This is a genomic window from Corynebacterium frankenforstense (genome assembly GCF_030211955.1).
Classification (GTDB): domain Bacteria; phylum Actinomycetota; class Actinomycetes; order Mycobacteriales; family Mycobacteriaceae; genus Corynebacterium; species Corynebacterium frankenforstense_A.
In genome coordinates this window covers 104,991-124,157 of record NZ_JASODI010000006.1, presented here as the reverse complement: position 1 = coordinate 124,157, position 19,167 = coordinate 104,991, and the positions used below count along the sequence as shown (strand labels likewise).

The window sequence follows — 19,167 nt, the reverse complement described above, 5'->3', positions numbered from 1 at the left end:
TGGCTCACAATGAACATCCTCTCCTACGGACACAACATCCGTACAAGTTGGGTGTCCACTAAACGAGGGTAACCTCAAGAGGTGTTCGTGGAGTGTGGCGCGCTTTCGATCGTTCCCGTTGAGGGGCGATCCCTAAGGACGCTTTCTGACTATGCCGAAAAATTCGGACTGGACTATGAAATCTTGGGCCGTGCGGAAATGGCTCGCCGGTTTCCGCAGCATGTCTTAAGGGATGGAGAGGTTGGTTTTTTCGACCCTTCGGGAGGCTTTCTCCGCACGGACCTAGCCGTCAACGACGCTGTAGAGGATGCCTGCAGGAATGGCGCAGAAGTAGTTAACGATCCCGTCTCTGGGGTGTCGACCAGGGGTGAAGCTGTCGCGTTGTCAGTTGGCGATCGCGTAGAAATGTTCGATCGTGTCATCGTTTCAGCTGGGGCTTGGGGCGCCTCGCTCCTCCCGAAGCTAGCTGGCTTTTCTTCTCCACGTCGGGTGCTGATGACTTGGTTCCAGGCACGGAGTCACGGTTTCTCCCCGGCGGCGTTTCCGGTGTTCTCTCGGACGATTGGGGGTTTGAATGTTTACGGTGCTCCTGCCCTGGACGGGCGGCACGTTAAAATTTCGGGCCTGGTTCCGCATAAGGAGGTGGACTTCGCCCCGGGAGGGCTAGATTTTGACTCTTCAGCGAGTGTCGAGGAGCTACGGGAGGCCGGGACGATAGTGGGGTCGGCCATGAGGGGGGTGAGCAAATATCCCGTCCGTGCGACCGGTTACCCGGATCTCTATACGTCCGATCGTGATTTCTTGTTCGATTGGGTGGATTCCTCAAGGTCGGTGTTGGTGGTCGGGGGTCTGTCCGGCAAAGGCTTCAAAATGTCGTGCGGCTTGGGGAAGCGTGCTGCTCGAACCGTCTTGGAGGAAGACGTGCTTGACGATTCATTCTCGCTGTCGCGGTTCGCGGTTTAGCTTGCGGGAGTTTCTTGGGCTGGGCGCTGGTTGGGCTCTGTGGTGATCGGTGCTCAGTCTCGGGGTTCTTGCTGGGCAATGGCTCGTCGCCACGGTTCTCTGCTCGGTTTGTACGGGTTGTGCTGATCTTGTTAGGTACTTGCCTGTGGTCTCCGTTGGCGTTCGGAGTCGTAGCGTTTGGTGAAGCGCTCTGGTCACCGCCGTGATCGACCGGCACCCCGAACTGATCCGCCGGGGCGTGTGGGTCGACTCCGGCCCCGTCATGCCGGGCAGCGTCTACGCCCCCGATCTGCCCGGGTCCGTCACGGAGGTGCCGTTGCCGGCCTTCGACGTGCTCGGTGCGCAGGCCAGCCTCGAGGGGCTGAGCGCCGCGCACCTCGACCGCTTCCGGGAACGGGCGGTGCCCGAGCCGGCGGGAGTGATGCGTGCCGCCGTCGAGCTGGGCAACGAGGCCCGCGCACACGTGCCGACCACGATGGTGTGCTGCTCGATGTCCGCGCGACAGGTCCGGGAGATGGCGCAGGCGGGGCACCCGATGTTCGCCGAGGTCGCGAAGCTCGGCGACGTCGAGTTCATCGACCTGCCCACAGGACACTGGCCGATGTGGAGCCGTCCCGGTGAGTTGGCCGGGCTGATCGCCCGCGCCGCCCTGCGGCGCGCATGACCGCACGTGGCCGCGCATGACCGCACACGGCGACCACGACGACGTCGTCAATTGATGCGCCCGCGCCCCTCCGGCGCCGGCCCCGCTACCGCTTCACGCTCGTGAACGCGGAGACGCCCGTGATCTCGCGGCCGAGGATGAGCGCCTGCATGGAGTCGGTGCCCTCGTAGGTGGCCACGACCTCCATGTCGGAGAGGTGGCGGGCCACGCGGTTCTCCAGCAGCACGCCGTTGCCGCCCATCATGTCGCGGCCGATGCGGCAGACCTCGAGCGAGTTGCGCACGGTCTGCATCTTCATCATGGAGGCCATCGCGTGGGTGAACTCGCCGCGGTCGATCAGCTCGATCATCCGGCGGCACAGCAGCTCGTTCTGGGTGACCCCGGCGAGCATCGTGGCCAGCTTCTCCTGCACGAGCTGGTAGCCGGCGATCGGGGCGCCGAACTGGGTGCGGTCCAGCGCGTACTGGCGCGCCACGGCGAAGGCGGCAACGCCGTGCCCGGCGGCCTCCCACGCCACGCCGCCGCGGGTGGCGCCGAGGACCTTGTTGACGTCCTTGAAGCTGTTGCAGTTCTGCAGGCGGTTGGTCTCGGCGATGCGCAGGTCCTCGATCTCGATGTCGGCCTGCTGGATGGCGCGCTTGCCGAACTTCCCCTCGATCGCCGTCGGCCGGTAGCCCTCCGGGTAGCTGCCGTCCCCGCGCTTCTCCACCACGAAGGCCTTGACCTGGCCGTCGGCCTCGCCGCGGGCGAAGACGACGATCACGTCGCCCTGGTGGCCGTTGCCGATCCAGCGCTTGTGGCCGTTGAGCACCCACTCGTCGCCCTCGCGGCGTGCGGAGGTCTCCAGGGAGACCGAGTCGGAGCCGTGGTAGGGCTCGGTCAGGCCGAACGCGCCGGTCTTCTCGAAGCGCGCCATCGCCGGCAGCCAGCGCTGGCGCTGCTCCTCGTCGCCGAGGGTGTGGATGGCACCCATGCCGAGCCCGGAGTGCACGCCGAAGAAGGTGTTGACGGAGCCGTCGATCATGGCCAGCTCGCGGGCGACGATGCCCATGGCCAGCTCGGAGTGGCCCGGGCAGCCGTAGCCGGAGATCTGCCCGCCGGCGATGCCGAGCTCGGCCAGGCCCTTGACCACCTCGGGCGGGAACTCGGCGCGCTCCCAGTACTCGTTGATCACGTCGAAGACGACGTCGCGGCCGAAGGCGCGGATGCGGTCGCGCAGCTCGATGACGTCGGCGGGCAGGTCGGCGTCGAGCAGCAGGAAGTCGGGGTAGTCGGCGTCGGTGAGCTTCTTGGCCTCGGGGTGCGGGGTGGGCTGCAGGGACATGTCGGCCTCCTCGGGCACGGGTGTGTGGGTTTCCGTGTGCGTACGGGGTTATGCGACGGCGATACGAATCACCGTTCGTTTGTGATGCACGCTACATTGCCGACGTCCCGTCCGCCCCTGTTTCCGTGAGTTCTTCCGCACTACGTCCCGTGCGCCGTGGCTAATATCTCCACCTGCCAGGTGGTTCACAGGGGGTGCATATGAGAGAATAAGGCCATGAATAGTGTCCGGGGCTTGTTGGCTGCGCTTGCCTGCGCACCTCTCGTCCTGAGCCTCGCCGCATGCGGTGATGACACGGGGGTAGACGGGGGTGACTCCGTCGGCTCCCACGCCTCCGGGTCGAAGGGGCGCGACGGGCTGAAGCGGCCGAAGCTGGGCGAGAGCCCGGAGGGGCTCAGCCCGGGCGGCGCGATGGGGGAGATCTCCGGCTGCGGCGACTGGCGCGCCGAGGAGCTGGGCACCACCTACTTCGCCGACGGCAGCGTCGGGCTGACCGGTCACTGCTTCAACCTGATGTGGGACGACTGGGAGGCCGAGCGCGACGGCAAGGCCCCGCGTCGTTCCTCCTCCGGTTCTCGCTCCACCTCTGCGGCGCGTCCGGCCGGGCAGGCCAACATCGCGCAGGGCGGCGGTTCGGCCGGGTCCGCGGGGTCCGCGGGTTCTGCGGGTTCGGTCGGTTCCGGCGGTACGAGCGTGGCACCGGGGCTCACCGGTGGCGCCGGCACCGCGCGCCAGGGCACCGGGGTCTCCGGCAACGCCTCGGTCCTCGCCGACGGCGGTCGTCCCGCCGGTGGCAGCCGTCCCGCAGGCGGCGGCGCGCCCGCTCCGGCGCTTGCGCCCGCCCCGGCACCTGCGCCCGTGCCGGTGCCCGTTCCGGCGCCCGCGCCTCTGGTGCCCTCCGGCGGCGGCAACGGCGGTAACGGCGGTTCCGGCAACGGTGGGTCCGCCCCGTCCACGGGCCGAGGCGACGGCACGACGATCATCGCCCGTCCGACCCCGGTGCAGCCAGGTGGCGAGGACACCGGTTCCGGTGGCCTCGTCCTGGTCCCGGGCAACGGCTCGGTGCCGGGCGGGATCCTCGAGCCCGGCAAGCCTGTGAAGCCCTCGAAGCCCGGCGACTCCGATGAGTCGGCCGACCCAGGCACGACCCCGAAGCCGGGCTCGGACGGCTCCTCCTCGGAGCCCGCCGAGCCCAACGAGCCGGAGGGGCCGACGAAGCCGACGAAGCCGCGCGACTCGGAGGAGGACGGCTCGGACAAACCGGACGAGAAGCCGGGCACCACTGAGCCTTCGGATCCCTCGGAGCCCTCGGAGCCGGGCACGACCGAACCTGGCGAGCCCGGGCATTCGGTGCCCTGGACCCCGCTGGAGCCAGCGCAGCCCATCAAGCCCGACCAGCCCGACAAGCCCGAACAGCCCGACAAGCCCGAGCCGGACAAGCCCGAGCCGGACAAGCCGGGTGACTCCGACGGTTCCGAGCTCGGCGAGACCGGCGGTGGCTCGGAGGGTTACGGCGCCGGCACCGTGGTGGTCATCGTCCACCACTCGGACGGCAGCGTGACCGTCCACCACTCGGACGGCAGCGTGACCGTCCACCACCCGACGGCACCGTGACCCTGCGGGGCTAGAAGTCGGCCGGCTCCTCGGTCCGCCGCGTCCCGTGTCGGTACCGGAGTTCGCGCAGCGGAGTCGCTGTGTAGCGGTGACGCCGTGCAGCGGAACCATGAGACGCGCCGAGCCGTCTAATCAGATGGCGGCGTTCGCCCCGGAATCCTGCGATGATGACGGTGGGCGGGTGCGCAACGCCGTCCGGAGAGACAGACACCCCGCGGACTGTGAAAGGGAGGGATACCGGGATGGCCGCTCCTCGTGCCGACGTCAACCCCCAAGTGCTGCGGTGGGCCGCCGAAAGGGCCGGTCTGGACTCCGAGACGGCCGAACGGACGTGGCCGAAGTGGCGCGCGTGGCTGGAGGGCGAGGCGAAGCCCACGGTCAAGCAGGTCCGGGACCTCGCGAAGCGGACCCATGTGCCCTTCGGTTTTCTGCTGCTCGACGAACCGCCGGTCCTGGAGCTGCCGGTCACCGATTTCCGGGCCGGGCACGGCGCACCGGAGCATGTCAGTCCCGAACTCCTCGACACCGTCTACCACTGTCAACGCGTCCAGGACTGGTACATCGACTACGCCGAGCGGGAAGGCGCCGAACCGCTGGACTTCCCCGGCTCCGCGCGGGACTGGGGCGTCGAGGAGACCGCCGCGACGATCCGGCACCGCCAGAGCCCTCACCCACCTCGTCGACCGGTTTGAGGAGCTCGGTGGATTGGTCATGCGGAACTCCGTGGTGGGCAATGACACTCACCGGAAGCTCTCCGTCGACGAGTTCCGCGGCCTGAGCCTCTTCGACGAGACCGCGCCCTTGATCTTCGTCAACACGGCCGACACAAAAGCCGGCCAGGTGTTCTCCTTCCTCCACGAGTGTGCGCACATCTGGCGCGGGGAGAGCGGGGTCAGCGCGGACAGCGTTCCGGGGGCACGTGCCGGCACCGGTCCGGAACGGTGGTGCAACAGCGTCGCCGCGCAGGTGCTGGTGCCTCCGGAGGACCTCCACAGGCAGCCGGTGCGGGCGGAGAGCCTCGTCGAGGACGCGCAGCGTCTGGCCGGGCGCTACTGCTGCTCCGAGCTCTTGGTGCTGCTGGTGGTGAAGGATGCGGGGATGGTCGACGCCGATCTCGTCGAAGACGTCTTCCGGCGGGAGTCCCGGCGTCTGGCCGCCCTGGCAGCTCAGGCCGCCCAGGCGAAGACCCAGGGTGGCGAGAACTTCCACCTCACCGTGCCTGTCCGGGTCGGCAAGACGGCCCTGGCGGCCATCCTCTCCGACGTCCTGGCCGGCGGCACCAGCTACACGGAGACGATGAGCCTGACAAACCTGAAGATCGGGAGTCTCGACGCCCAACTGGCGCGGCGGGGAGCGGCATGACCTACCTCATCGACTCCAACGTCTTCATTGTCTGTCCGGGGCCGGATCATGGATGCTCCGGAGGGTTCTCGGCCTCTCCCGTCAGGGTAAGTGCCTGACCTTTGGGGTTTCTCGACGCTCAGCTCTCGTGTTCGTGTGTGCCGTGCTCCCCGTTTCTGTGGTGATGGTGGTGCTCCGGGTGCGGGCGGAACTTCAGTACGAACGCGAGGATCGCGCAGATCGAGGACGCCGAGAACACCCACGGGCCGAACTGCTCGTAGATGTCGGTGACCCACCCGGGCTGCATGCCGATCAGGCCCGCCGTCTGAACGGCGACGATCAACATTCCACCCGCTACGAAACAAAAAAGTGTGAAAAGAAAAAGCGTGCGGATGATCGCGAAGAAGATGTTCATGGGGCAACTCCCTGGTTTCTGATCTTGAGTTCAGGTTCGAGGGCGGTCAGCCGGGTATCCACAGCGGGAGTATGCCCATGCCGATCACCCAGGCGAGCAGCATCACCGGTAGGACGTAGAACGCGATCAGGGCGGGGAACATCTTCGGCGGATCCGCCTTGGCCATGGCCGCCGCGAGGTAGATGGGCGCACCGATGGGCGGGGACGCGCCCTCCGTGGACGTGCACAGCAGCAGCACGATGATCGCGACCGTCGGGTCGATTCCCACCGAGACCAGTGCGGCGAGCGCAGGGGCGCCGACCGAGGCGGCCGTCGCGGTGGAGGACAGCGGGGTCGCCACGATCACGACGATGACGATGATGAGCCCCAGCAGCACCATCTTCGGCAGGCTCAACGTGTCCAGCCAGCCCTCGAGCTGCTCGCTGAGCCCAAGCTTCTGCATGACGTTCGCCGCTGCGAGCGCGGCGAAGAGCGAGATGCCCACCGTCGCGAACTGGCCGGCGTCCTTGGCCAGCTGGACCCGGAAGTGCTCGTTGTTCTGGCGGATCCGGTGGCGCCCCTCGATCAGGGCGATGATCGTGATCAGGATGGGCACCCACACGATGATCGAGATCGAGCCGAGTCCCTCCTCGCCGATGGGCGTGCTCTCGGTGAACCACTTGGCCAGCGGGCCCACGGTGAGGATCACCGGGATGATGATCCCGAGGAAGATGAACGGTGAGGTCCATCCTCGCCGCAGCGCCGTGGGGAAGGGGACCATCTTCTCGTGAGGGGTGCGCGGCACGCCGTCTTTGCGTGTCCACATCCCGATGACGAACAGTCGGTAGAGGACCGCGTAGCCGCCCGCGCAGGCGAGGGCGACGTAGACGCTCGAGGGCGAGGCGCCCGCCGCCGCGGGCATCGCGAGCAGGATGAACATCGTGGAGTTCGGCGGCAGTGCGATGCCCAGTCCGGCGTTGCCCGCGATGATGGTCGCGGAGCGGTTCGAGCTCCAGCCGGTCTCCTTCATCCACGGGATTGTGACGGTGCCGACGGTCGCGGCGTTGCCAGCCCCGTTTCCGGCGATCAGGCCGATCATCGCGGCACCGACCGTCGAAACGTAGCCGGCGCCGCCGCGCAGTCGCCCGAAGATGGAGTCGAGGATCGTGATGAGCCGGTCGATCAGGCCGGTCGACTGCACGATGATCCCCATGAACACGAAGGCCATGGCTGCGAAGGTGACCTCAGAGGCGAGTGCCGAGGTCACCCCGTACCAGAGCAGTTGCGGCGCCTGGAGTCCACCGACGAGGCAGGTGCCGACCAACCCCACGAACAAGGCCTCGGCGATGTCACGCTTGAGAATGACATTGACGACGACGGTCGCGCCGATCAGGACGATGAGAGCGACGATGCCCATCGGAGATCACCTCCCTGTCTCCGGGGTATCGGCCGCCGTCGACGACTCGCGTTCCGCCAACCACGCGAGGATCTCCGCGCGGTGTTCGTCGACCGCGGGCGGGGCCAGCCGGTAGTCGACCGGCGTTCGCGAGAAACCCATCGGGTCGGCGACCGTGGGCACCCCGCAGGCGTCGACCACCGGGTTGAGGCCGAGCTCCTCGGCGAAGGCCACACCCTCGCCGATGCTCATGATCGGCGCCGCCGGCACGCCGACCTCGCGCAGCCGCTGCGTCCACTCGTCGGCGGTGCCGGCGGCCAGCCGCTCCTCGAGAAGCTCCTGCAGGTCCCCGCGGTGGGCGTTGCGCTGCTCCATCGTGGCGAACCGCTCGTCGGCCGCCAGCCCCGGTGCCCCGAGCGCGGCGACGAGCCTGCCGAACTGCGCGTCGTTGCCGCAGGCGATCACCACCTCGCGGTCGGCCGCGGCGAACGGCCCGTAGGGGAACAGCGAGGGGTGGATGTTGCCCAGCCGGCGCGGCTCCACCCCGCCGGCGACCACCGCCCCGGCCGCGTTGACCAGGCCCGAGAGCGCCGAGGACTGCAGGTTCAGCGCGATGTGCTGGCCCTTCCCGGAGGCCTCCCGCTCGCGCAGCGCCGCGAGGATCCCCACCGCGGCGTGCAGGCCGGTGATCACGTCGAAGATCGCCACGCCCGCCTTCTGCGGCGGGCCGTCGGCCGCACCGGTGATCGTCATCAGCCCGCTGGTCGCCTGCACCAGCATGTCGTAGCCGGGAAGATTCGCCCCGCCGGCGGTGCCGAAACCGGTGATCGAGGCGTGCACCAGCCGCGGCCACCGCTCGGCCACCGACTCCGGGTCCAGGCCGAACTTGGCCAGCCCGCCGGGCTTGAAGTTCTCGATGAACACGTCCGCCGCGCCCACCAGCCGGTGCGCCGTGGCGAGGTCCTCCGGGTCCTTGAGGTTCAGCGCGATGGAGCGCTTGTTGCGGTTGACGCTCAGGTAGTAGGTGCTCACCCCGTCGCGCACCGGCGGGCGCCACTCGCGGGTGTCGTCACCACCAGGCGACTCGACCTTGACGACGGTCGCGCCCAGGTCCGCCAGCAGCATCGTGGCGTACGGCCCGGCGAGAACCCGGGAGAAGTCGGCGACGACCACGCCGGCCAGCGGCCCGCTCGGCGCGGCCTCGTCGTCCTCGGCTCTGGTGTCCTGCGGCGGTCGGGTCATCGTCTCTCCTCGTTGTAGGGGGCGTCGGGGTCATTCCTCAGGCGCGTCGGGCTCTGAGGAACCGGCGCGGGTACCGGAACCGTTTCCGGCACCTAACGCAGTGAGGTGGACCCTAAATGTATGCAAAAGGTGACGTACGGCATACAGTCGGATAAGTTGGTCTCGCATTCGGTATCAATCCACCCGCGAGCGCGATCCGCCCCTTGGCCGCGATCCACCCGCGACCGACAAGACCCGCGACCGACAAGACCCGCGACCGGAAGGAGCCCGCCGTGGAGGTCCGTGAGGCACAGGCCTTCCTCGTCCTCGCCGACGAACTGCACTTCGGCCACGCCGCCAAGCGCCTGCACATGGCGCAGCCGCCCCTGTCCCGCATGATCAAGCAGCTCGAGACCAACCTCGGCGCCGAACTCTTCGCCCGCTCCACCCGGCACGTCGCCCTCACCCCCGCCGGCTCCGCCCTCGTCGAGCCCGCCCGCGAGCTCGTCGCCGCCGCCCGCCGCGCCGAGCAGGCCGTGCGTGACGCCGCCTCCGGGCGCACCGGGCGCATCGCCGTCGGCTTCTCCGGCACCTCCTTCCAGCGTGGGGTGGGCACCCTCGCCCGCGAGCTGGCCCGCACCCACCCCGGCATCGAGCTCAACCTGCATTCCGGCTGCCTCTCGCCCGAGGGCATCGGCCAGGTCACCGCAGGCACCCTCGACGCCACGTTCGGCCGCTGGGACACCTGGCCCAACGAGATCGAGTCGATAGTCGTCGCCCGCGAGGAGCTCCTCGTCGCACTCCCCGACGACCACCGGCTCGCCGGCCAGGACGACATCGACTTCTCCGAGCTGGCCGCCGAGAACTGGATCGTGCTGCCCGGCGGGCTGTCCGCCGGCCTGCAGAACCGCCTGAACTACCAGGCCCGCGCCGCCGGCTTCACCGCCCAGGTCGGCCAGGTCGCCCCCGACTCGATGACGCAGTTCCTCTTCGTCGGCGCCGGCATGGGCGTGGCACTGACCCTCGACTCCATCCGCGAGAACCTCACCGCCCACGGGGTCTCCTTCTCCCGCCTGCCCGGCCGGCCCACCCTCGACCTGCGCCTCGTGTGGCGCCGCGACAACCGCAGCCAGGCGCTGAAGGTCTTCGTCGACCTGGCCCGCGAGCTCTACGCGACGCCCACGCCGAATTGATACCGCCGCCGCAACAGCCGGGACGTCGTTAAGCAAAACCATCACGCAACGCGCACGGGACCGCCAAGATGGCAGCCACCTACCTGACACCGACCGCCCCGCCGAGGGCGCAGCCGAGAGGGAGAACGACATGCCGAGCGTGACCGACCTGATGGACATCGAATCCGAGTTCAGCGCCGAGGAACTGGAGGTGCGCGACCGCATCGCCGACTTCGTCGACCGGCGCGTGCGCCCCGACATCGGCGCCTGGTTCGACGCCGCCCACCTGCCCGTCGAGCTGATCCCCGAGATGGCCGGGCTCGGCCTGTTCGGCATGCACCTCAAAGGCCACGGCTGCCCCGGGCGCAGCGCCGTCGAGTACGGCATCGCCATGCAGGAGATGGAGGCCGGCGACTCCGGCCTGCGCACGGTGATCTCCGTGCAGGGCTCGCTGGCGATGAGCGCGATCTCCAAGCACGGCTCGGAGGAGCAGAAGGAGAAGTGGCTGCCTGGCATGGCCGCCGGCGAGCTCATCGGCTGCTTCGGCCTGACCGAGCCCGAGGCCGGTTCCGACCCGGCCGGGATGACCACCCGCGCCCGCTTCGACGGCGGGCGCTGGATCCTCGACGGCGCCAAGCGCTGGATCGGGCTGGCCTCGATCGCGGATGTGGCGATCATCTGGGCGAAGGTGGACAACGACTCCGCGCGCGCCGCCGGGGTGCTCGACGAGTCCCGCCTCAGGGAGGGCGTGGACGAGCAGGTGCGCGGGTTCATCGTGCCGACCGACGCGGCCGGCTTCACCGCCACGCCCATCGAGTCGAAGCTGTCCATGCGCGCCTCGCTGCAGTGCGACATCGAGCTGCGCGGCGTGGAGCTCGACGCCGAGGCGATCCTGCCGGAAAACCCCGGCATGCGCGGGCCGTTCCTCTGCCTCAACGAGGCCCGTTACGGCATCGCCTGGGGCGCGATGGGCGCTGCGCGCGACTCCATCGAGGCCGCGCTGGACTACGCCGGTAGCCGCCGGCAGTTCGACACCCCGTTGGCCGGCTTCCAGCTGACGCAGAAGAAGCTGGTGGACATGACCGTCGCGCTCAACCAGGGCCAGCTGCTCGCCCTGCGGCTGGGCCGGGCCAAGGACGCCGGGACGCTCGAGCCGCACATGATCTCCGCCGCCAAGCTGGCCAACTGCCGCACCGCCATCGAGATCGCCCGCGAGGCGCGCACCGTCTTCGGCGGCAACGGCATCACCACCGAGCACTCGCCGCTGCGGCACGCGGTCAACCTCGAGTCCGTGCGCACCTACGAGGGCACCGACGAGGTGCACACGCTCATCCTCGGCCGGAAGCTGACGGGGATCGCCGCGTTCGCGTGAGGGGTTGAATCAGAGACTGGACCATTCCAGCAGGAGCTTGGCCACCCGCTTGATGTCTTCCTGGCGTGGGGCCGCCTTCGATCCGACGATCTCCTGAATCAGGTCGATCATCGCCTGCTTCGGTGCGGTCACGACCACGCCCCGGCTCTCAAGGTAGGCCAGCGCGACGCTGAGGGATGTGCGCTTGTTTCCGTCGTCGAATGCGTGCCTTCTCGCGAGATACGCGATGAGAGCCGCCGCGCGCTCGAACACGGTCGGGAAGGCCGGTTCGCCGAATATTGTCTGGAACGCGGCCGAGATCGCGGAGTCGAGGGCCTTTTCGTCCACTCCGTACCCGCGATAGTGCTCGGGGCCGTGCACGGGATCGATGCGTGCCCCGCACCGCCGGTTGGCGGTGCGGGCCGCGTCCTTCAGCGCCTCGACCTGGCGTTTGGTCTCGTCGCAATAGGAATCGTCGTTCACAGGTCAGCCAGCGCCCGGAGCGTGTCCCAGTTCCGGCGTTCCACGCGGTCGACCGCAGCGGCGAGTCCATCCGCGCTGACGGGGGGAAATATCGCGGGAGGGGTCGGCGACTCGCCGGTCATGGAGGACGCCACGGCCTCCGCCCTCAGCGTCTTCAGACTGAGCGGGACGTTCCCGCGGTCCGTCCTCGTCAGGCCCGCGCGGCTCTCCCGCCACGTGCGAGTGCTGTGGCTCTTGTCGGAGAGGACCGTCCCCTTCAGATCGCCGTAGTGAGCCACCACGGCCTCGATGACCGCGCGCTCGTACTCGGAGAGTCGCGAGGAATCACCGCCTCGGATGCTCTCGACGGGAGCGGAGGAGGACCGTGCATCGTTCTCGGCCAGTTTCACGGCCTTCCAGAGCCGAGGCGCGACAGGGCCGTACGTCCAACCCTGCATGTCCTCCTCGAAAAGGCGTCCTCCCGCCCAGGCGAGGTGCCAGGCCTGGGAGTAGAAGCAAAGCTTCTGCAGCTTCATGCGGTCGACGTCGGGCTGGCGCTCGACGATGTACTGGGCGACGTCGACGATGCGTGTCATGATTCCTCCTCTCGCGGTGTTGAATTACCCGGTCACTGTATCCGGGTTATCCCTCAAAAACCATGGTACGGGCGCGTGCCCTCGGAGGATGGCGTCGCGCCGCTAGATCAGCCGCCGCGCCCGCGCCGTCGTGATCGCCGCGGTCCGGTTGTCCACCCCGAGCTTCTGGTAGATGTGCAGCAGGTGCGTCTTGACGGTCGCCAGCGAGATGAACAGCTGGTCGGCCAGCTCCTGGTTGGACGCCCCGGTCTGCAGTGCGTCGAGGATCTCGATCTCGCGTGCCGAGAGCGCCTCCTGCGGGCTCGAGAGCCGCTCCGCCAGGGCCGCCGCGACCTCGGGGGAGAGCGTGCGCCGGCCCTGTGCGGTCGCCAGCACCGCCCGGTGCAGCTCCTCCTCGGGGGCGTCCTTGAGCAGGTAGCCCAGCGCGCCCGCGGCCACGGCGGCGACGATGTCGGCCTCCGTGTCGTAGGTGGTCAGCACCAGCACCGGCGGCCCGCCCGCCGCGCGCAGCCGCCGGATCGCCTCGATGCCGCCGATTCCCGGCATCTGGATATCCATGACCACCACGTCCACGCTTTTCGGCGTCCCGTCGGACCCGTCGGCGCTTCCCGCCCCGTCGGACCCGTCGGCGCTTCCCGCCCCGTCGGCGCCGGTCAGGCGCAGTGCGTCCTCGCCGCTGGCACCCTCGGCGACGACGGTGATCTCGGGGAAGGACTCCAGGATCGCGTGCAGGCCCGCGCGCACGACCGGGTGGTCGTCGACGAGCACCACGCGGACGGTCGGTCCGGTGCCGGGGGTGTCGGTGGTGTCAGCGGTGCCGGCGGTGCGCTCGGTGTGCTCGGTGGCGGGGGACGGGTGCTGGGCGGGAGGTGTCATCGTGCCCCCAGGATATGAGGCACCGGGAAATTGTGTCATTGCAGAATTTGCAGTCTCATCCGACCTGGGGAAACGCCGGGGTCCAAAGCTGGAGTGACACATTTTGCAGGTGCGCCCGGCCCGGGTGCACCGGACAGGGTACTGATGGGCCTGGAGGGGCAGGTGGGATCGGCCTGTGGCCCCGCCCTGCGGACCGCGGCACCCCGCCAGGCTCCGCACCCTGCCAAGGCTCCGCACCCCGCCAGGCTCGGCACCCCGCTCCGCCCCGCCTCACCGCGCCAGCGGGATCCGGGCGGTGACCGTCGTGCCGCGGTCCGAGGAGTCGATCGCCAGCGACCCGCCTGCCTCGGCCGCGCGGTCGCGAAGGCCTGCAAGCCCGAAGTGGCCCTCGGGCACCGCGTCCGGGTCGAAGCCGTGGCCGTCGTCGTGGATGTCGAGGGTCGCCTCGTGCTCCCAGACGCCCAGCGTCACGCGGGCCCGGTCGGCACCGGAGTGGCGCACCGCGTTAGTCAACGACTCGCGGGTGACCCGCTCGAGCACCTCGGCGGCCGGGCCGGTGACCTCGCCGGGCGGGTCGACGACGACCTCGACGGGCAGCCCGAAGCGCCGCGTGGTCGCCGCGGCCAGCTCCTCGAGCCGGGTGCGCAGGTCCGGTCCGGCGGCCACCGCGTTCCCGGCGGCCGACCCACCGGCGGCACCCGACCCCGACCCACCGGCAGCATCCGCGCCGTCAGCCGAACCCACTGGATCGGCCGCGGCATCCACCGCCCCCGAGCGCCCGCCCCGCGCTCCCGAGCGTCCGGCGGCGACCAGTCGGCGCGCCTCGGCGAGGTTCTCGGCGGCGACCTCGCCGATCACCCCGAGCCGCTCGGCGGCCGTGCGCGTGTCGCCGCTGTCCAGCGCCTTGCCGGCGGCCCGGGAGAAGAGCACCACCGAGTTGAAGCCCTGGGCGAGGGTGTCGTGGATCTCGCGGGAGATGCGTTCGCGCTCGGCGAGCCGCCCGGCCTCGTTCTCGGCGGCCAGCGCCCGGGCGCGGGTCAGCGCCAGCTGCCGGGCGATCTCGCGCTGGCGTTCCAGCTCCTCGACGAGCGCGCGGTAGACGTGGCGCACCGCCACGGCGAAGGCCACGCCGAGGGTCGGGCCGATCAGCCCGCCGACGTTCCAGCCGTCCGCCTCGGAGATCACCGGCAGCCCGAGCGCGGGCACCGTCACGCCCACCACCAAGGTCGCCGCCACCACGGCCATGCCGGGCACACCGTCGCCGGCGACGTGCATGATCACGAAGACCAGCGGGAAGAGCAGCCAGAGGAAGTCCGTGCTGAGCATCAGCAACGCAAACCACAGGAGCAGCACCACCGCCAGCCACCAGCCGCGCAGCGCACCGGGCCCGCGGGTGGTCCGCCCCATCGCCAGGCGGTGGTCCCAGGTGGTGCCCACCAGGTAACAGACCGCCAGCGCGGCGGTCAGCGCCAGCACGAGGCAGCGCAGCGGTGTGGCGTCGTGGGGGAAGAACGCCGAGGCCGCGCCCAGGAACGGATGGTCGGGGTTTCCCGTCCACCCGCCGCCCGGCGCCTGTTGCTCGAGATACCGCGCGCCCCGCCAGCTCAGCACCGCGGCGAGCGCGAGCAGCAGGGCGAAGAGGACGTGCACGCCGACGCGCATCGCGGTGAGCAGCCGGGCCAGCGGTGCACCCGCCGCGGACGGGGCGTCGGGCGCCGCACCCGCCGCGGATGGGGCGTCGGGCGCCGCACCCGCGCCCGACGGCGCGGCGGGCGCCGGCGGTGCGGAAGGCGCGGCGTCGGAAATCGAGGGGGCCATGGCGCCCAACCTAGCCGCCCCGGCGTCGGTGACGGATCAACCGACCGGTTGACCGGAAAGTGAGGTCCGCGGCCGATGTGCAGGTCACAGGCTTGGACGGAGGATGAGAGTACATCGAAGAAAGGACCCGACAATGTTTCTCGCACTGCGCGACATCGCACACGCCCGCGGTCGCTTCGCCCTCATCGGCACCGTGATCGCGCTGGTCACGCTGCTCCTCGTCATGCTCACCGGGCTGACCGGCGGGCTCTCCCAGCGCAACACCTCCGCGCTCGACGCCCTCGAGCCCGAGCGCGTCGTCTTCGCCGGCGCCCCGGCCGGCGAGGAGCCCAAGGTCGACTTCGCCGAATCCCACGTCGACGAGTCCACCGAGCGCGCCTGGCGCGAGGTCACCGACGTCACCCCGCTCGGCGCCGGCCAGACGCGTGCCGACGTGTCCGGCCAGGCCACGGCCGTCGCCGTCTTCGGCCTGCCCGCCGGCACCGAGGTTCCCGGCGGCACCGTGCCGGACTCCGGCGCGCTGATCCCCGACGAGCTCGACTCCGGCGAGTTGGTCCTCGGCGGCCAGGACGTCGCCGTGACCGGCACCGTGCCCACCGAGTACTACTCGCACCTGCCGGTCGTGTGGACCGACATGACCACCTGGCGCGAGGTCACCCACAGCGACGAGCCGACGGTCCTGCTTGCCGACGCCCCGTCCGACGACGTCGCGGACAAGGTCGCCCACCAGACCGGTTCCACCGCCGTTTCCCTGCGCGACTCCTACGACGGCCTGGCCGCCTACCGCTCCGAGCGCGGCTCGCTGGTGACCATGCAGGCCCTGCTCTACGGCATCTCCGCGCTGGTCATCGTCGCCTTCCTGAGCGTGTGGACCATCCAGCGCACCCGCGACATCGCCGTGCTGCGCGCCCTGGGCGCCTCCCGCGGCTACGTGCTGCGCGACGCGCTGGCCCAGGCCGGTGCTGTGGTGCTCGCCGGTGCCGTCGGCGGCGGCCTGGTCGGCTGGGGCCTGGGCGCCCTGGCCGCGGGCGCCGTGCCCTTCGCGCTGACGCTGGCCACCGTCGCCGGCCCGGTCGTCGGTGTGGTGGTGCTCGGCCTGATCGGCGCCGTGGTGGCCACCCGCCGCGTCGCCCGCGTCGACCCGCAGCTGGCGCTCAACGCGTGACCTGCATCTGAGAACAACCGGACACAAAAGGACGTTGAAGAGAACCACCATGAACCACAAGAACACCACCCCGGCCCTGGACCTGCGCTCCGTGACCGTGACCTACCCCGACGGCGACCAGACCGTCACCGCCCTGGACGGCATCGACTTCTCCGCCGTGCCCGGCACGCTGACCGCCGTGGTCGGCGAGTCCGGCTCCGGCAAGTCCACGCTGCTCTCCGTGGCCGCCGGGCTGGTCGTGCCGAGTGCCGGCGAGGTGCTGGTGCGCGGCCGTGCCGGGGGAACGGGTGCCGGTGCGGGTGCGAAGGCCGGCGCCGCCGCCACCGCCTCCGCCGAGGCCGACGCCGTGGACCTGGCCGCCGTCGACGAGAACGAGCGGGCCCGCGTGCGCCGCGAGCGCGAGGGCGTGGTCTTCCAGAACCCGAACCTCCTGGCCTCGCTCAAGGTGCGCGACCAGCTGCTCATCGCCGACCACCTGCGCGGCAACGCCCTGGACCGCGGGCGCGCCGACGAGCTGCTCGAGACCGTCGGCCTGGTCGGCATGGGCGACCGCCGCGTCCACCAGCTCTCCGGCGGCCAGCGCCAGCGCGTCAACATCGCCCGCGCGCTGATGAACAGGCCCTCGGTGCTGCTCGCCGACGAGCCGACCAGCGCGCTGGACCGCGAGCTCTCCCACGAGATCGCGGGGCTGCTGCGCAGCGTGACCGATGAGTTGGGCACCGCCACGGTCCTGGTCACCCACGACCGCTCGCTGCTCGACTACGCCGACGTCGCCGTCGAGATGCGCGACGGCACCCTGCGCGCCATCGACCCGGCCACCGCCGCGGCCTAGAAGACAAAAGGCGCCCGGCCCCAACCGGGCGCCTTCGCCGTTCCGGGACCCAGCCGGGCCCCAGCCGGGCGCCTTCGCCGTGCCGGGTCCCAGCCGGGCGCCGGCCCAGGGCCCTAGGCCCAGAGGCCTTACCCGCGCGCCTCCCGCGCGGCCTCCGCCATCGCGCGCCCGGCCGTCAGCCCGGAGAAGATGCACCCGCCCAGGAACGTCCCCTCCAGGGCGTTGTTGCCGTGCATGCCCCCGCCGCCGAAGCCGCTGGCCTCACCGGCCGCGTAGAGACCCGGCAGCGGCTCGCCGCCGAGCGTCAGCGCGCGGCCCTCGAGGTCGGTCTCGATCCCGCCGAGCGTCTTGCGGGTCAGTAGCCGCAGCCGCACCGCGATCAGTGGGCCGTGCTCGGGGTCGAGCAGCCGGTGCGGGGCGGCGGTGCGGGCGAACTTGTCGCCCAGGTAGCGCCGCGTCGCGTTGACCACGTTGGCCTGGTAGTCCTTGGCGAAGTTGTTGGCCATCTGGGTGTCGCGCGCCTCGATCTGGGCGCGCAGCCGCTCCACGTCGAGCTCCGGGGCCTGCGGGTCGGCCTCACGCGCGGTGGCGTTCATGCCGGCCACCAGCTCCTCGAGGGTGTCGGCGACCACCCAGTCCTCGCCGTTGTCCATGAACTTCCGGATCGGCTCGGCCACCCCGGAGGTCAGCTTGCCCACCAGCTTGCGCAGGTCCTTGTCGGTCAGGTCCGGGTTCTGCTCCGAGCCGGAGAAGAGGAACTCCTTGCCCACGATGGTCTTGTCCAGCACGAACCACGAGTAGGTGTGCCCGGTGGCCAGGATGTGCGTCATGGTTTTCACGGTGTCCGCGCCCGGGATCAGCGGCACGGGCAGCCGCTCGCCCTCGGCGTCGAACCACATCGCGCTGGGCCCCGGGATGATGCGGATGCCGTGGCCCGGCCAGATCGGGTCCCAGTTCATCATGCCCTCGGTGTAGTGCCACATCCGGTCGCGGTTGACCAGGTGCGCGCCGGCGGCCTCGGCGATCTCGATGCCGCGTCCGTCGACGTGGGCGGGCACGCCGACGACCATCTGGTCGTCCGCCGGCATCGGCCCCAGCCGGTCCTCGGGCCAGCAGCGGCGCACCGCCTCCAGGTTGCCGCCGACGCCTCCGGTGGCGATGAGCACCGCCGGGGCGCGGTACTCGAAAGTGCCCACCTCCTCACGCGGGCTGGCCACCCCGCGCTCGAGCTCGTCGCACTCGATGAGCTTCGCCCCGCGCACCCCGGCGACCTGCCCGCCCTCGACGATGACCTGGTCGACGCGGCGGCGGTGCTCGAAGCGCACGGTGCCCTGCTGTTCGGCGGCACGCAGCGGCTCGTCGAAGACGCGCACGACCTCCGGGCCGGTGCCCCAGGTGACGTGGAAGCGGGGCACGGAGTTGCCGTGGCCGTCGGCGGTGCCGTCGCCGCGTTCGGCCCAGCCGGCCATCGGGATGGTGCGCAGCCCCAGCTCGCGCAGGTAAGCGCGCTTCTTATGGTGGGCGAACTCGAGGTAGGCCTCGGCCCAGCGGCGCGGCCAGTGGTCCTCGGCGCGGTCGAAGCCGGCCGAGCCGAACCAGTCGTGGCGGGCCAGCTCGAGGGAGTCGTGGATGCCCAGGCGGCGCTGCTCGGGGGTGTCGATGAGGAACAGCCCGCCGAGCGACCAGAACGCCTGGCCGCCGCGGTTGGCGGCGTTCTCCTGGTCGACGACGAGCACCCGCGCGCCGGCCTTCTGCGCCTCAAAGGCGGCGACCATGCCGGCCAGGCCCGCGCCGACGACGATGACGTCCGGCGCGAAGTCGCAGGCCGGGTCGTGGTCGAACCCGGCGTCCGCGGAGGCTTTTGCGGAGGAAGTTTTGTCCGTCATGGCAACGAAGCTAACACGCGTTCGCCGCCGCTGTCCCCGTTATCGCCCGCGCGGGCTTGCCGACGCCGCGCAGGTTCCGGCACGGCGTGCGC

The 19,167-nt window shown here is 70.4% G+C and carries 18 protein-coding genes; 9 read left to right on the top strand and 9 right to left on the bottom strand.

Features of this window, described 5'->3' with window-relative positions; genetic code table 11:
* Nucleotides 1-81 precede the first annotated feature (81 nt).
* Nucleotides 82-963 (top strand): FAD-dependent oxidoreductase, encoded by an 882-nt coding sequence (locus QP119_RS04755; protein ID WP_284774009.1) that lies wholly within the window; start codon nucleotides 82-84, stop codon nucleotides 961-963.
* 202 nt (nucleotides 964-1,165) lie between these two features.
* Nucleotides 1,166-1,627, top strand: a complete 462-nt coding sequence (locus QP119_RS04750; protein ID WP_336620409.1) for a hypothetical protein — start codon at nucleotides 1,166-1,168, stop codon at nucleotides 1,625-1,627.
* A gap of 85 nt (nucleotides 1,628-1,712) precedes the next feature.
* Here QP119_RS04750 and QP119_RS04745 read toward each other — a convergent pair whose 3' ends face one another.
* On the bottom strand, nucleotides 1,713-2,951 hold the full coding sequence (locus tag QP119_RS04745; RefSeq protein ID WP_284774007.1) for an acyl-CoA dehydrogenase family protein: 1,239 nt from the start codon (nucleotides 2,949-2,951) through the stop codon (nucleotides 1,713-1,715).
* A gap of 234 nt (nucleotides 2,952-3,185) precedes the next feature.
* Here QP119_RS04745 and QP119_RS04740 point away from each other — a divergent pair, with 234 nt between their 5' ends.
* From QP119_RS04740 to QP119_RS04730, 3 genes are all read left to right on the top strand, one after another.
* Nucleotides 3,186-4,565 (top strand): hypothetical protein, encoded by a 1,380-nt coding sequence (locus QP119_RS04740; RefSeq protein ID WP_284774006.1) that lies wholly within the window; start codon nucleotides 3,186-3,188, stop codon nucleotides 4,563-4,565.
* A gap of 242 nt (nucleotides 4,566-4,807) precedes the next feature.
* A complete protein-coding gene (locus tag QP119_RS04735; protein ID WP_284774005.1) occupies nucleotides 4,808-5,257 on the top strand; it encodes a hypothetical protein in 450 nt (149 codons plus the stop codon).
* Between the two features lie 19 nt (nucleotides 5,258-5,276).
* Nucleotides 5,277-5,927, top strand: a complete 651-nt coding sequence (locus QP119_RS04730; RefSeq protein WP_336620408.1) for an ImmA/IrrE family metallo-endopeptidase — start codon at nucleotides 5,277-5,279, stop codon at nucleotides 5,925-5,927.
* Between the two features lie 118 nt (nucleotides 5,928-6,045).
* Here the strand turns inward: QP119_RS04730 and QP119_RS04725 are convergent, their stop codons facing one another.
* The 3 genes from QP119_RS04725 to QP119_RS04715 are packed head-to-tail and all read right to left on the bottom strand — an operon-like array spanning nucleotide 6,046 to nucleotide 8,938.
* Nucleotides 6,046-6,321, bottom strand: a complete 276-nt coding sequence (locus QP119_RS04725) for a hypothetical protein (RefSeq protein WP_284774004.1) — start codon at nucleotides 6,319-6,321, stop codon at nucleotides 6,046-6,048.
* A gap of 46 nt (nucleotides 6,322-6,367) precedes the next feature.
* A complete protein-coding gene (locus QP119_RS04720; RefSeq protein WP_284774003.1) occupies nucleotides 6,368-7,717 on the bottom strand; it encodes a TRAP transporter large permease subunit in 1,350 nt (449 codons plus the stop codon).
* Between the two features lie 6 nt (nucleotides 7,718-7,723).
* Entirely contained in the window at nucleotides 7,724-8,938 is a 1,215-nt protein-coding gene (locus QP119_RS04715) for a CaiB/BaiF CoA transferase family protein (protein WP_284774002.1), read from the bottom strand.
* 272 nt (nucleotides 8,939-9,210) lie between these two features.
* On the opposite strand from QP119_RS04715, the gene QP119_RS04710 reads away from it, so the two are divergent.
* Nucleotides 9,211-10,110, top strand: coding sequence for a LysR substrate-binding domain-containing protein (locus QP119_RS04710; RefSeq protein WP_284774000.1), 900 nt, complete (start codon nucleotides 9,211-9,213; stop codon nucleotides 10,108-10,110).
* 130 nt (nucleotides 10,111-10,240) lie between these two features.
* Nucleotides 10,241-11,461 (top strand): acyl-CoA dehydrogenase family protein, encoded by a 1,221-nt coding sequence (locus QP119_RS04705; RefSeq protein ID WP_284773998.1) that lies wholly within the window; start codon nucleotides 10,241-10,243, stop codon nucleotides 11,459-11,461.
* 9 nt (nucleotides 11,462-11,470) lie between these two features.
* Here the strand turns inward: QP119_RS04705 and QP119_RS04700 are convergent, their stop codons facing one another.
* The 4 genes from QP119_RS04700 to QP119_RS04685 all read right to left on the bottom strand — a co-directional run bounded on the left by QP119_RS04700 (nucleotide 11,471) and on the right by QP119_RS04685 (nucleotide 15,192).
* Nucleotides 11,471-11,923, bottom strand: coding sequence for a type II toxin-antitoxin system death-on-curing family toxin (locus QP119_RS04700; RefSeq protein WP_284773996.1), 453 nt, complete (start codon nucleotides 11,921-11,923; stop codon nucleotides 11,471-11,473).
* Nucleotides 11,920-12,498: a Panacea domain-containing protein gene (locus QP119_RS04695; protein WP_284773995.1), complete on the bottom strand. Its 579-nt coding sequence runs from the start codon at nucleotides 12,496-12,498 to the stop codon at nucleotides 11,920-11,922. Before QP119_RS04695 ends, QP119_RS04700 begins: the two co-directional genes overlap by 4 nt.
* Before the next feature lie 102 nt (nucleotides 12,499-12,600).
* A complete protein-coding gene (locus QP119_RS04690; protein WP_284773993.1) occupies nucleotides 12,601-13,374 on the bottom strand; it encodes a response regulator transcription factor in 774 nt (257 codons plus the stop codon).
* A 270-nt stretch (nucleotides 13,375-13,644) separates the two neighbouring features.
* Nucleotides 13,645-15,192, bottom strand: coding sequence for a sensor histidine kinase (locus QP119_RS04685; RefSeq protein WP_284773991.1), 1,548 nt, complete (start codon nucleotides 15,190-15,192; stop codon nucleotides 13,645-13,647).
* 133 nt (nucleotides 15,193-15,325) lie between these two features.
* Between QP119_RS04685 and QP119_RS04680 the strand changes: the two genes are divergently transcribed.
* Both QP119_RS04680 and QP119_RS04675 read left to right on the top strand, forming a co-directional pair.
* Complete coding sequence (locus QP119_RS04680) at nucleotides 15,326-16,357, top strand: FtsX-like permease family protein (protein ID WP_284773989.1); 1,032 nt, start codon at nucleotides 15,326-15,328, stop codon at nucleotides 16,355-16,357.
* A 49-nt stretch (nucleotides 16,358-16,406) separates the two neighbouring features.
* Nucleotides 16,407-17,189 carry an ABC transporter ATP-binding protein gene (locus QP119_RS04675; RefSeq protein ID WP_284773987.1) on the top strand — a complete coding sequence of 261 codons (783 nt, stop codon included), beginning with the start codon at nucleotides 16,407-16,409 and terminating at the stop codon, nucleotides 17,187-17,189.
* Between the two features lie 128 nt (nucleotides 17,190-17,317).
* On the opposite strand, the gene QP119_RS04670 is transcribed toward QP119_RS04675, so the two are convergent.
* Complete coding sequence (locus tag QP119_RS04670; protein ID WP_284773984.1) at nucleotides 17,318-19,075, bottom strand: FAD-binding dehydrogenase; 1,758 nt, start codon at nucleotides 19,073-19,075, stop codon at nucleotides 17,318-17,320.
* Nucleotides 19,076-19,167: the final 92 nt, after the last annotated feature.